The sequence below is a fragment of the Candidatus Omnitrophota bacterium genome (assembly GCA_041650805.1).
In the GTDB taxonomy this organism is placed as follows: Bacteria; Omnitrophota; Gorgyraeia; order 2-01-FULL-45-10; family 2-01-FULL-45-10; genus JBAZKM01.
In genome coordinates, this window is sequence record JBAZKM010000007.1 from 76,975 (window position 1) to 90,521 (window position 13,547).

At 55.9% G+C, this 13,547-nt stretch carries 11 protein-coding genes; 5 read left to right on the forward strand and 6 right to left on the reverse strand.

The features are described from left to right. The first annotated feature begins 14 nt into the window (after nt 1–14). From WC515_06350 to WC515_06370, 5 genes are all read left to right on the forward strand, one after another. Nucleotides 15–761, forward strand: coding sequence for a sulfite exporter TauE/SafE family protein (locus tag WC515_06350; protein ID MFA5146972.1), 747 nt, complete (start codon nt 15–17; stop codon nt 759–761). Between the two features lie 23 nt (nt 762–784). Continuing rightward, entirely contained in the window at nt 785–1,849 is a 1,065-nt protein-coding gene (locus WC515_06355; GenBank protein ID MFA5146973.1) for a DUF362 domain-containing protein, read from the forward strand. A 109-nt stretch (nt 1,850–1,958) separates the two neighbouring features. After that, entirely contained in the window at nt 1,959–2,342 is a 384-nt protein-coding gene (locus tag WC515_06360; protein ID MFA5146974.1) for a hypothetical protein, read from the forward strand. A 133-nt stretch (nt 2,343–2,475) separates the two neighbouring features. Next, the gene (locus WC515_06365; protein ID MFA5146975.1) at nt 2,476–3,777 is read left to right on the forward strand and encodes an MFS transporter; all 1,302 of its coding nucleotides are present in this window, start codon (nt 2,476–2,478) and stop codon (nt 3,775–3,777) included. Beyond that, nucleotides 3,758–4,867, forward strand: coding sequence for an ATP-dependent 6-phosphofructokinase (locus WC515_06370; protein ID MFA5146976.1), 1,110 nt, complete (start codon nt 3,758–3,760; stop codon nt 4,865–4,867). The genes WC515_06365 and WC515_06370 overlap by 20 nt, the downstream gene beginning before the upstream one ends. A 1-nt stretch (nt 4,868) precedes the next feature. Here WC515_06370 and WC515_06375 read toward each other — a convergent pair whose 3' ends face one another. From WC515_06375 to WC515_06400, 6 genes are all read right to left on the reverse strand, one after another. Beyond that, nucleotides 4,869–5,954, reverse strand: coding sequence for a GNAT family N-acetyltransferase (locus WC515_06375; GenBank protein ID MFA5146977.1), 1,086 nt, complete (start codon nt 5,952–5,954; stop codon nt 4,869–4,871). Beyond that, nucleotides 5,944–7,071, reverse strand: coding sequence for an NAD(P)/FAD-dependent oxidoreductase (locus WC515_06380; protein ID MFA5146978.1), 1,128 nt, complete (start codon nt 7,069–7,071; stop codon nt 5,944–5,946). The genes WC515_06375 and WC515_06380 overlap by 11 nt, the downstream gene beginning before the upstream one ends. Before the next feature lie 22 nt (nt 7,072–7,093). Next, nucleotides 7,094–9,673, reverse strand: a complete 2,580-nt coding sequence (locus tag WC515_06385; protein ID MFA5146979.1) for a PEP/pyruvate-binding domain-containing protein — start codon at nt 9,671–9,673, stop codon at nt 7,094–7,096. Between the two features lie 119 nt (nt 9,674–9,792). Next, nucleotides 9,793–11,133 carry an NADP-specific glutamate dehydrogenase gene (gene gdhA / locus WC515_06390; GenBank protein MFA5146980.1) on the reverse strand — a complete coding sequence of 447 codons (1,341 nt, stop codon included), beginning with the start codon at nt 11,131–11,133 and terminating at the stop codon, nt 9,793–9,795. 13 nt (nt 11,134–11,146) lie between these two features. Further along, the gene (gene gltA, locus WC515_06395) at nt 11,147–12,568 is read right to left on the reverse strand and encodes an NADPH-dependent glutamate synthase (protein ID MFA5146981.1); all 1,422 of its coding nucleotides are present in this window, start codon (nt 12,566–12,568) and stop codon (nt 11,147–11,149) included. Continuing rightward, a complete protein-coding gene (locus WC515_06400; GenBank protein MFA5146982.1) occupies nt 12,565–13,392 on the reverse strand; it encodes a sulfide/dihydroorotate dehydrogenase-like FAD/NAD-binding protein in 828 nt (275 codons plus the stop codon). Before WC515_06400 ends, gltA begins: the two co-directional genes overlap by 4 nt. Between the last annotated feature and the right edge of the window lie 155 nt (nt 13,393–13,547).

Sequence of the window (13,547 nt, forward strand, 5' to 3'; positions counted from 1 at the left end):
TAAGGAGACGCTTGATGCTGGTAGGTATAATTGCGTTCATCAGCGAATATCTCGATTCCGGCCTCGGCATGGGTTACGGGACGGCGCTCGCCCCGATACTCATAATCATGGGTTACGATCCGATCAGGGTGGTCCCAGCCATACTCATATCTCAGCTCTTCACCGATATAGCGGCCTGCATATCCCATCACAGCTTATCCAATGTCGATCTCAATATAAGGTCTAAGGACTTCAGGATCGCCCTGACCCTCGGCCTGATAAGCTCCGTAGGTGTCATATTGTCGGTCGCGATAGCCGTGAAGATCCCAAAATGGCTCCTGACGCTCTATATAGGACTGCTGGTCCTCTCGATGGGCATACTGATCCTGGCCACCGCGGACAGGCCGATGAGCTTCTCCTGGCGGAAGATCATGGGTATCAGTTTTCTCGCCTCCTTCAATAAAGGGATATCCGGCGGAGGATACGGCCCGCTCGTCATGGGAGGCCAGATGCTCTCCGGTGTATGCGCCAGGAATGCCGTGGGGATAACGGCATTCGCGGAGGCGGTGACGTGTCTCGTCGGTTTCATCATATATCTGATAATGGGTAAGGCGATGGACTGGAAGCTCATAGGGCTCCTCATCGTCTGGGCTACATGCGCGGTCCCCGTAGCCGCCCTGACCGTAAAGAACGTCGATTCCGAGCGTCTGAAGAAGTATATAGGTGTGCTCGTGACGATCCTGGGCATCTTCACCCTGATGAAGATAAGCCAGGGGGCATAATAGATGACCGGGGGCGGGTGACCATGAAGAGCAAAGTATATTTCATCGGGGCGGCCGAAACGAAACTGGAGCCGAGGATATCCGACCTGGAGAAGGAACTCAAAACGGCTGACCCTTTCTCCCGCTATCAGAAGGGCGAGATCATACCGGTAAAGCTGACCATAGGCGATGCGCCCTGCATATATAACGTCAACCCGGAACTTGTCAGGACCGTCGTGTCGGGGATAAGGGCGGGCGGCGCCAAACCGTTCCTATTCGACACCTCCGTCATATACAGGGGCGAGCGCCAGAACGCCGTGGACCACCTGGCGCTGGCCAAAAATAAGGGGTTCTCTTACGCGAGGGTGGGCGCGCCGTTCATCGTGGCCGACGGCGTATTCGGACAGGACGGTAAAGAGTACGAGATCGGCTCAGCCGATCTGCCGAAGATAAAGATCCCTTCTTTCGTCGGCATGCTCGACAACCTCGTAGTCCTTTCCCACGTCACCGGACATATCGTGTCGCGTTATGCCGGCGCCATTAAGAACGTGGCCATGGGCATGGCCTGCCGTCCCACGAAACTGGCCCAGCACCATACGATAACGCCCTCCGTCAGGGCGGAGGCGTGCACGGCATGCGGGCGGTGCATAGCGATATGCCCCGTGAAGGCGATATCGTTCGTCAAGGGAAAGGCGCATATCGACAAAGAGACGTGCATAGGATGCGGGGAGTGCCTGTGCGCCTGTAAATTCAACGCGATATCGATAGACTGGACGATAGAGCCGGCCGTCTTCTGCAGGAGGATGGTCGACGTCGCCTCATTCATACTCTCGAAATTCAAGAAGGCCTTCTTCGTGACGTTCGCGTTCGACATAACGGAGGAGTGCGACTGCATATCAACGGAAGACGACAAGATGGTGGCCGGGAACATCGGGATCCTCGCCTCGAGCGACCCCGTAGCCGTCGATAAGGCGGCCGTAGACCTCGTGCTGGAGAAGGAGCGCGACTCTTTCTTCAGCAGAGACGCAAAACTGTACGACTCGATGCTCAAATATGCCCGCGATAAGGGTCTTGGAAATACGGATTATGACCTGGTAAAGGGCTGTTAACTTTTTATTACATTTACATTTTTTGCTTGCCATCTCCCATTTTCGATGGTATACTTTATAGGCGTATAAAAACGACATTAAGACGTATTTTAGAACAAAGGAGACATTTATGGCGGAACCGATCCCCGGAAAGAACAGAAGAGAATTCCTCAGATACAGATACGAAAAGCCGATCCATTACAGTATCGTCACCTCGAGTAAAGACCTGCAGCCGATCGCTTCCTCCGTAATGAAGGCCGTCTCGAAAAATCTGAGCGCCTGCGGCATACTCTTCAGCACCAAAGACGCGCCGGATATGTCGAGCGTCCTCATCCTCGACCTGGACCACAGGACGAGCAGGATCTGCCAGGAGATAGAAGAGAACGCCCTCATCATAAACAACAAACTGCTGGGTAAGGTCGTGCGCATAGAAGAGTGCAGCGACGGCATGCGCGACGTCGGGGTGGCATTCATCAAAAAATCGACAGACCTCTCCAAGGACCTGGTCAAATAAATCATAGATAATACGGCATTTGACACGAAGTCCGCCGAAGCAAAGCTCCTTTGAATGACAAAAGCTGCGAAGGCGGATAGATCCCGGGCGATTTTGCTTGGGATTTATCATTTCTGACGATATAATAAATACGATGAAAGATAGAGATATTGAAAAGAGGGCGTCCGTGCTCGGGGTCACGTTCCGGGCGCTCGGTTACAGGAACTTCCGCCTCTTCTTCATAGGACAGGGCATCTCCCTGGTCGGCACATGGGTACAACAGATCGCGATGGGATGGCTCGTCTACCGCCTAACCCACTCGGCATTCATCCTGGGGATAGTCGCCTTCGCGAGCCAGATACCCACATTCCTGCTCGGGCCGCTCGCGGGCGTGGCCAGCGACCGGCTGAACCGGCACCGCCTTATCATAACGACCCAGACGCTGGCCATGGTCCAGGCGTTCATAATGACCGGCCTCATGCTCACGGGCGCCATAAGGGTCTGGCATATAATAGCCCTCGGCACGGCGCTCGGGTGCATAAATGCCATGGATACGCCGGCGCGCCAGGCGTTCATAATCGACATGGTAGAAAAGAAAGAGACGCTCGGTAACGCCATAGCCCTGAATTCCATGATGTTCAATCTGGCCCGGCTGATCGGCCCTTCGATCGCGGGCATAATAATCTCGCTCACCGGAGAGACATGGTGTTTCTTCCTGAACGGGATAAGTTTCCTGGCGGTGATACTCTGTCTCCTTGCCATGAAGATCAGGCGCCGCGAGCTCCCCGCGAAGAGACAGCATATACTGAAAGACCTGAAAGAGGGTTTCGACTACGCCTTCGGGTTCGCCCCCATAAAGTTCATCCTCTTCCTCATAAGCGTATTGAGTTTGACCGGCATGTCGTATGTGGTGCTCATGCCGGTATACGCCAAGGACATACTCGGCGGCGGGCCGCGCACTTTCGGATTTCTCATGGCCTCGGTCGGCATAGGCGCGGTGATAGGTACGGTGTATCTGGCTTCGCGCAAACATGTCCTGCGGCTCGGGCCGCTCATCCCTTTCTCTTCATTCCTTTTCGGCGCGGGGCTCTTCGCCTTTGCCTTCTCGCGCAACCTTACGGCATCGCTCGTCATACTCGGCATCATCGGGTTCGGGTTCATGGTGCAGATGGCATCCTGTAACACGGTGATCCAGACGATAGTCGATGACGATAAGCGCGGGCGGGTGATGAGCTTATACACGATGGCATTCCTGGGGATGGCGCCGGTAGGAAGCCTGCTGGCCGGCATGATCGCATCGCGCTGGGGCGCGGCGAACGCCGTTGCCATGGGAGGCATATTTTCGATAGCCGTGGCCGCCGTCTTTGCCTCTCAGCTGGAGAACCTGCGGAAGATCGTCAACCCCATATACGAAAATATCCATAAAGGAGGAGCTCATGAAAAGAGAGACCAATAGGGGCAAGGTCCAGAAGATAGGCATATTGACTGCCGGGGGCGACTGCCCGGGGCTTAACGTCGTCATACGGGCCGTGACGAAGATCGCCATACACAGCTACGGCATACACGTCCTCGGTTTCAAGGACGGCTACGACGGGCTTGTCAAAGATAACTTCATGGCGCTAAAGAGCCCGGACGTATCGGGCATACTGACCCTCGGGGGGACGATACTCGGGACCTCTAACGTCGCCGACCCTTACAGGTACGCGGTGGCGGAAGGAGAGAAGACCGTAATAAAAGACATGTCGCGGGATGCGATAGCCACATACAGGAGGCACAACCTTGACGCGCTCATCGTGGTGGGCGGTGACGGCACGCTCAGCGTGGCGTCTAAACTCATTAAAGACGGTCTCAATATAATCGGGGTGCCCAAGACGATAGATAACGACCTCTCCGAGACGGACTTCACGTTCGGTTTCGAGTCGGCCGTGGTGACGGCTACGGAGGCGATCGATAAGCTCCACTCGACCGCCCAGTCGCACCACAGGGTGATGATAGTGGAGGTGATGGGCCGTTACGCGGGGTGGATCGCCCTCTATTCGGGCGTGGCGGGCGGCGGCGACGTGATACTGATACCCGAGATACCCTACGACATAAAGAAGGTCTGCCAGAAGCTGGAAGAGCGCCACAGGTACGGGAAACGCTTCAGCATAATCGTCGTTGCCGAGGGCGCAAAGCCGAAAGGCGGGAAGCTCACCGTGCGCAAGGTCATAGAGAACTCTCCTGAAAAGATACGCCTGGGAGGCGTCGCGAACTCGCTTGCCGATGCGATCGAGAAGGCGACCGGGATCGAGACGCGCGCCACGATACTCGGCCACGTCCAGAGGGGCGGGACCCCCACCCCGTTCGACCGAAATCTCGCCACGACCTACGGTGCCGGGGCGATCTACATGGCGGTCAGGAAGAAGTTCGGCCGGATGGTGGCCTTCAAGAAAGGCAGGATGACGGCCGTCCCCATACAGAGGGCCATCGCGAAATTGAAACTCGTCAAGCCGGGGAACGCCCTCGTAAGGGCTTCGAGGGCGATGGGCATAAGCTTCGGCGATTGAGCTAGGCCTTCAATACGCGCGCGAGCGACCTGAAGCAGAGATTGAATACCGGATTCGTGTGCCTGACATAGGCGTGCAGCGGGACTATCCTACCCCCCAGCCTCACCTTGGGATCATAATCGGTCTGCCCCGTCTGGTAATACGGTATCGAGTTCTTAAGGCATGTCTCCACATTGTGGAACCAGCTCAGGAAATAGAGGTTGTACCTGCGGGAGAGGTCGAAATCGAACCCGATGAACTTGTCTATGAAGAGGTCCTTGTGCACGAAACAGAGGTTGAAGGCGGCGAGCTTGCCGTTCACGTAATATAGAAAATACTTCGCGTGCGGAGAGAGATTTTTAGAGACGCTTATAAAAAACTCCTTCGTCAACTTCTCGAACTTTATCTCCCCCGCCTCATATGTCTTCAGGTACAACCTGTACACGTCGTCTATTATATGCGTTACGTCATCCGCTATCTTCACCTCGACATCAGCGTTCGCGCGCGCCTTCTTCACCTTGCGCCTGAGGTCTTTCCTCGTAGAGTAGCTGAGGGTCCCGAGATATTCATCCATCGAACCGAACTTCACGTCGGTGATGACCGAGGGTAAACTCTTCACCCTGAAGAAGCCGCCCTTACCGAGCGACTCGAGCATCGAGGCGTCGTCTTTCGAAAAGTCCTTGAATATTATGAAATGTATCCTGTTGCGCCTGCAGAATATCCGTATTATCTTGGAGATGCGGCTTATCATAAGGCGTTCGGATGAGACGCCCTTCCTTATCCCGACGAGGCCCTTCTCTCCGAACGGCGATCCGCAGAAGAGCGTCTTCTGTATGAGGAAACCCGGGAATACCCTGCGCATCGACCTGATGGCGTTCCTGGCCGCTCCGTCGAGAGTCGTGTCGAGGCCGAAGTCGGCGGTGAATAACGGCGCTATCGCCGCTATGCCCGAGGCGTTATACAGCAGTATATAATGAAAGGAATACTCCGGGAAGTTCGATTCCTCGAGGGTCTTGTAAAAATCATACCCTTCGGGCGTGAAGCCGAAGACGGTATCCCAATCCTGGCGCTTCACGTGGGCGATCGAATCTACGATCTTATATCTCATAGGACCTCTTTAACATGTCGCCGACCATTTTAGCTATAGAAAGGGATGCTGTCAAGCCGGGAGATTCTATGCCTATGAGGTTTATGAACCCGGGGACGCCGCGCGGCCCTTCGTCCTTTATTATGAAATCGCGGAACGGCTCCCCTTCGCCCTGCAGCTTGGGGCGTATGCCGGAGGTGTCCGGCGAAAGGTCACCGGCCGATATGAACGGCAGGAAACGCCTGACGCTCTCGTAAAATATCTTCTTCTTCGTCTCGTCTATATCGTAGCGTATCGAATCTATATACTCATCATCCGGGCCGAGACGCAGTCCTCCTCCGAGGTCGGGCGTAGCATGTACGCCCAGGCCCCCCTTCTTCTCCCCGGGGACGGGATAGACGAGACGTCTTATCATGGAGGCCTTATTGCCGTGGACACGGAAATAGTCGCCCTTGCAGTACTTCAGCCGGTAGCTCTCGTCGCGTACCCCGGCGAGCTCCGATACCCTGTCCGAACCAAGGCCCGCGGCATTGATCAGGCACCCGGTAAGAAAAGTGAACTCTCCTTCCTTCTTGTCATTAACCGTCACCTCGAAGGCGTCCGCCTTCCTCGCCGCCCTTATGAATTCCGTATTATAAACTATGGTGCCGCCCCGGGAGGCGATATCCAGGGTGAGCCGTTTCATGAAGCCGTGGGAGTCGAATATGCCGGTGGACGGGGAATATACGGCGCCTTCGGCCGCAACGTGCCCTTCCATGCGCCTGACCTCGTCTTTGGATAGATACCTGAGGTCGGAGACGCCGTTCTCCAGCCCCCTCCTGAGGAGCGCCTCCGCGTCTTTCGTCTCGGAGGCATCCGCGGCGACTATGAGCTTCCCGGTCTTCCTGTGGTTTATGCCGTTCCTTCCGCAAAAATCGTAAAGGAGCTCCCTGCCCTCGACGCACAACCGCGCCTTCAGCGAACCTTTCGGGTAGTAGATGCCGGCGTGGATGACCTCGCTGTTCCTCGAGCTCGTCTCCTGGCCGAATGAGGGGTTCCTTTCGATGACAAATATATTTTTGCGCCTCTTCGACAACTCCCCGGCTACCGCAAGGCCTACCGCGCCTGCCCCTATGACGGTTATATCCGTTTTATGCATATGCGATACGCCTCATTTGCGCTTACGGGGAGAAGAAGACGACTTTCTGCGAAACGATATCGGCCACCAGGCGGGCCTTCCCGGGTCCGGCATCAGCGACACGCACGACATCCTTATACTTCGCGTACTCGCCGGCCAGCTCCGGCAATATGTTGGGCATGGAGGATATGAGCTTCCTGTTGAAGACCGTGCCCTTCTCCCCGGGAAAGATGGCCGTATAGAATATATCCGACTCCACCAGGTCCTGGAAAAAATGGGTGCCGAAGGAGAGCTCCGGGATGCAGTTTGCCGTGGCGAACGCGAGTTCGCACAGCACCGCCATATTATCTATCTCCGAGAACGAGACCGGGACCCCCATGGAGGGCGTGGTCGTGCCCCATCGGCCCGGGCCGATCAATATGGCCGGGGTGTCGTCCCTCTCTTTGATCTCACGGTTAAGGACCCCTATGAGCCGGGCGATGTCATATTTTGACGAAAGCGAAAGTTTACTGTACCTTTCGGGCTCTACATATATGATACGCCTTATCGGCTGTGATATATTTCCTCCCATAAAATGGCCTATCGACTCGAAGAATATCTTATTCCTCCTGACCCCTTTCGGCATCCCCACCTTCCTGCCTATACCCTTCGTCTGGTGGGGCCTGCACTGCAGGAGGTTTATCTGGAATATGCCGCTCCCTTTGAAGTTGACCGTAAATTCTATATCTACGGGATAATCGTAGGCATCTTCCAGCACCCCAAGCATCTCTTTCATATATTTTACGAAAGGCCCTTCGCCCAGGAGTTTATCGAACGTTATCACCCACTTCTCTCTCTCCTCATCTTCCTGCCTCCGGGACGCCTCCGCGTCGCCGTAATCCCTCACGGCTATGAGGTCCATCGCCATATCCGCCCCGGCCGAGACCAGCGTCTCAAAGGGGACCGTCTGTAATACATTCTCCTTTATATTTATCAGGTCGACATAGTGCTGGAAAAAACGCCCGATCTCCTTCATGTCGGCGTGCGGCTTCAGGAGCGGCGCATCCAGGGCGACTATCCTCGGATAATCCCCCTCGACGCGGTTGACCGCCCTCGTCCCAAGGCCCGCCACGATCCGCAGGGCGCCGGCGGACGGGTCCATATCGCTCTTCCATACGAATGTATTATATGATATCCCGACACCGGAGACGTCCGGGAAGAAGAAATGCTTCCGGTACGACCCCGAGACGCGCTGGACCAATAAGGCCATCTGCTCGTCCTGTTTGTCAAGCCCCCGCTGGAGCCGGTAGTTGAGGGCGTCCTCGTTCATGGTGCTCGCGTATATCCTCCGCACCGCCTGGATGAACTCCTGGTAACGCTTTTCCGGGCTCCCCTGGTTGGCGCAGAATATGCTCTCATACTTGCCGGCAAAGGCATTGCCGAAACTGTCTTCCAGGAGGCTGCTCGACCTGACGATCATGGGGGACTGGCCGAAATACTCTATTATCTCCCTGAACTGTTCCTTTATCTCATCGGGGAAGTCGCCTTTTAATAAGAGGTCCTTCATGCCGGCGGCCACGGTGAAATAGAGTTCCTCCGTCTTCTGGTCCATGCGCAATTTCCACCAGCCGTTCTGCACTATGTACGTGTAGAAGACGTCCGAACCTATGTAAAAGGAATCGTGCGGCTCAAGCCGCTCCTTCCAGCCCTGGGAAGCTCTATCGAGCAGTATCTTGCGCGACAGCAGCATGCCGACCGCCTTGCCGCCTATGAAGCCGGTCCCTATGAGGCGGGAGTTTATCTCTATAAGGTCCTCGAGCGTGAGATATCTCTTCGCAAGCGCCCGCATCTTTTCGTCGCGGGCGATCATGATACTACAGAGACGTTCGGTCATCTCCTCCCTCTCGCGGGGAGACGGCTTCTTCTTCAGGAGCTCTTCCGCCTCCAGGAATATCAGGTCCCAGTAGTCGAGGTTGCGGCTCGCGTCCTTCTGGCCCTTACGGCCCATATATGCGAAGAGCTTCGAAGCATCGACGCTGTTCGTGAGAGGCACGAACCGCTCGCCTTTCCTGATGTGAGGCAGGAACATGGTCGGCGAATACCTGTTCCAGACCTTCAGCGGATGTATGAAACGGCTCCCCTCATGGTCATATACGTCTATCAGGAGCTGCGTCGTCTCGCGTATGCGCGCTACGGTCTTGAACGAATGTTTATTACGTATTATGGAAAAGTACGCTATGGTATTCAAGGCGAAGAGGTACGGGCAGATGATCCTGAAGAAGTTCCCTATCATGAGGTCTGTCGCCCAGGGCTTCAGGAGGTAAGAAAGGCAGTCGAAGACGTAATATATCCCTTCGCCCTTATGCTCGATTATCTTGTTCAGGGCGGTGGAGAACGATTCGAACCCGCTGTATGGGTCCAGCTTGTGGATGACGACGTTCTTCCCGGGTTTCACGAGAGGCTCGTGGCCTGCAAACCGTATATATACGACCTTCTTATCGTCCCTTACTGCCCTCTTCACAAAAGGCGCGACAAAAGAACGGTACTCCTCTATGGCGTCTATCTGCCATACGACGTTATCGCCTATCTGAAGGCCGTTCAGGACGGCATCGAGGCCGGGTATGCCCGTACTCACGTTACTCATATAGACCCCTCTGTCTGGCTACAATTATACCGCGCGGCGGGCCAAAATCCAAATGGGAATAAAAACGCCCCGATAATATATCAGGGCGTTTTTTTGGAACGGTATTTTTCCGCGGGAGATTACACCAGACCCTGGTCCACCATCGCGTGGGCCACCTTGATGAACCCGGCGATATTGGCGCCTTTTACGTAATCGATGTAATCGCCCTGTTTCCCGTACTTCACGCACGATTCGTGTATGCTTACCATTATCCTCTGGAGCTTCTCGTCGACCTCTTCCCTCGACCACGCGAAGCGCTGGCTGTTCTGGGACATCTCGAGGCCGCTCGTCGCCACGCCGCCCGCGTTTGACGCCTTGCCCGGCGCGTACAGTATCTTCGCCTTCTGGAATACCTCGATCGCCTCGGGCGTGGAAGGCATGTTGGCGCCCTCCCCTATGCATATGCAGCCGTTCTTCACCAGTTTCTTTGCGTCGGCTTCGCTTATCTCGTTCTGCGTCGCGGACGGGAAGGCCATATCGCACTTCACTTCCCACGGCCGCTTGCCCGGGAAGAACTTGCAGTTGTACTTATCCGCGTATTCCTTTATGCGGCCGCGCCTCTCGTTCTTCAGCTCCATGACGAAGGCGAGCTTCTGTTCATTTATGCCGTCCGGGTCATAGATGTATCCGTCGGAATCAGAGAGCGTGACGCATACGGCGCCGAAATGTATCAGTTTCTCTACTGTGTACTGAGCGACGTTGCCGGACCCGGATATGGCGCAGATCTTCCCTTTGAGCGACTGGCCCCTCGTCTTCATCATCTCCTGGGTGAAGTAGACACAGCCGTAACCGGTCGCCTCCGGCCTTATGAGGCTCCCGCCCCATGCCAGGGCCTTCCCGGTGAGTACGCCCGTGAACTCATTGCGCAGCTTCTTGTACTGGCCGAAGAGGAAACCTATCTCGCGGCCGCCGGTGCCTATGTCGCCTGCCGGGACGTCCGTATCCGGGCCTATGTGCCTGAAAAGTTCGTTCATGAAACTCTGGCAGAACCTCATCACCTCGTTGTCCGATTTTCCCTTCGGGTCGAAGTCGGAACCGCCCTTGGCGCCGCCCATCGGAAGCGTCGTGAGGCTGTTCTTGAACACCTGCTCGAACGCCAGGAACTTCAGTATGCCGAGGTTGACGCTCGGGTGGAGACGGATCCCGCCTTTATACGGCCCGAGGGCGCTGTTCATCTGTATGCGGTAACCCCTGTTTATCTGCACCTCTCCCTTGTCATCGAACCAGGGAACGCGGAACATTATCACCCGCTCCGGCTCCACCATGCGCTCGAGCACCTTATGTTTGGCATACTTCATGTTCTTTTCGATGTACGGCATTACAGATTCCACCACCTCACGCACCGCCTGGTGGAACTCGGTCTCGCCGGGGTTCTTCTGTATGACCTTTGTCATGAACTCTTCCACTCTCTTCGCCGACATATCCCCTCCTTTTTTATTTCTTCTTAAGATATTCTATGATCGCGCGGGATGCCGACTTCGCCATCCCCATAGCCTCGATCACCGTGCCTTCGCCGCCCACTATATCACCGCCCGCATAGACGCCCTTTATCGATGTCTCCATCGTCTCCGGGTCGACAACGACATCGCCGTACTTGTCCGTCTTGATCTGCGGCGTCACCTTCGTAAGTATCTCGTTCGCCTTGAGACCTATGGCTATTATGGCCATATCGCAATCGGCCTCAAAATCGCTCCCTTCTACCGGGACCGGGCGCGGCCTGCCGGATGAGTCCGGCTCGCCCAGGCGGCATTCCTTGCATATTATCCCGGTGACAAGACCCTTTTCATCGCCGGTGAACTTTTCCGGCTTGACCAGGAACCTGAACTTGACCCCCTCCTCTTTGGCGTGCTCTATCTCGAGGCGCCTTGCGGGCATCTCCGTCTCGGTACGCCTGTAGAATATGCTCGCGTCCGGGGTCAGGCCGTTCATCCGCTGCAGCCGCAGGGCCGCCCTTACCGCATCCATCGCCGTATTGCCCCCGCCTATAACCACGACGTGCTTACCTATATTGACCGGCGTGTGGAACTCCGGGAACCTGTAGGCAGACATGAGGTTCACCCTCGTCAGGAACTCGTTGGCGGAATATATATTACAGAGGTTCTCTCCGGGTATCCCCATAAAAGAGGGTATCCCCGCGCCGAGGCCGAGGAATACCGCCGAGAAACCTTCCCCGAACAGCTCCTCGATCGTCCTGACCCTCCCTACGATGAAATTGTCCGCTATCTCCACCCCCATGCTCTTCAGGGACTCTATCTCAAAGTCGAGGATCTCCCTCGGGAGACGGAACGGCGGTATGCCGTATCTCAGGACTCCGCCGGGCCTGTGGAGACCCTCGAAGACGGTGACGCGCACCCCGTGCCTGGCCAGCTCGCCCGCGCACGAGAGCCCTGCCGGACCCGATCCTACGACCGCGACTTTGAATTTCGAGAGCTTCGCGTCTTTTGCGGGAGAGGCGAGCGCCGTCTCCTTCATGCCGTAATCGCCGGCGAACCTTTCAAGAAAATGTATGTTTATCGCTTCGGGAGACGCGAACGGGAGGCCCTTCTTCGTCAGGACGCAGGCCAGACGGCACTGGTATTCGGCCGGGCAGACCCTGCCGCATATGGACGGGAAGTTATTCTTCTCCCTTATGGTGGAATACGCGCTCCTGTAATCCTTGAGCGTTATATGGCGAATGAACGTCTTTATGTCTATACCTACGGGGCATCCTGCTATGCAGAGCGGCTTCTTGCACTGGAGGCAACGCGCCGCTTCCAGGAGCGCCTCTTCTTCGCCGTATCCCGAGACGACCTCGCGGAAGTTTGCGGCGCGCTCGGAGGCGGGGACTTCCTTTGCCTTTACGGGTATCTTCTTCATAGGTTATTGAGTTTACAGATGTGTTTCTCTTTGTCGCAGTATACGGCGTTCCTCTTGGCCAGCTCATCCCAGTCGACCAGAGCGGCGTCGAATTCCGGGCCGTCGACGCAGCTGAATTGCGTACGGCCTCCTACGGTGACCCTGCAGCAACCGCACATGCCGGTGGCATCGACCATCAGGGCATTCAGCGACACGATCGTCTTAACCCCGGAACCGGCCGCGGTCACGGCGACCTTCCTCATCATGGGGATAGGGCCTACCGCGTATATGAGATCATAGCCGCCTTTTGCCAGGAGCTCTTTAAGGACGTCTGTCGTAAATCCCTTCCTGCCTGCTGTGCCGTCGTCTGTGGTAACATAAAATTCTTTGGAATGTCTCTTAAGTTCCTTCTCGAGTATCAGGAGCCCTTTGGTCCTCGCCCCCAGTATGGTAGCGACATGGCAGCCTGCGGCTTCGAACGCCTTTACCACAGGGTATATCTCCGCCGCGCCGACGCCTCCGCCGATGATTATGACCTTGCCGTGGTCCATGATCCCGGTCGCGTGGCCGAGGGGTCCGACCAGGGCATAGAGGGTCTCCCCCTTCTCCATCTTTCCCAGGAGCCGCGTGCTGAGCCCCGCCTCCTGGAATATTATGGTGACGGTGCCCTCCCGGCTGTCGCTCTCGACTATGGTGAGCGGTATCCTCTCCCCCTTGTCCGAGACCATCAGCACGACGAACTGCCCGGGCCGCGCCCGGCGCGCTATGTCCGGCGAGGATATGGACATCCTTACGACGCGGACCTGGCCGTCCGTGCTCAGGACTTCCTTCTCCGTTATCTTCATACCTGTATTTGTCGGCATAATTATTGGACAGATTCTGCCCATTTTATGAGCATTGTTCAGGAAAAATAAAAAAGCGTCCACACATAGCAAAGCTTTTGTGGACGCCTTTGTCCGTTCTATATCTTCAGACCCATCATATCACAGAAAGGACTATT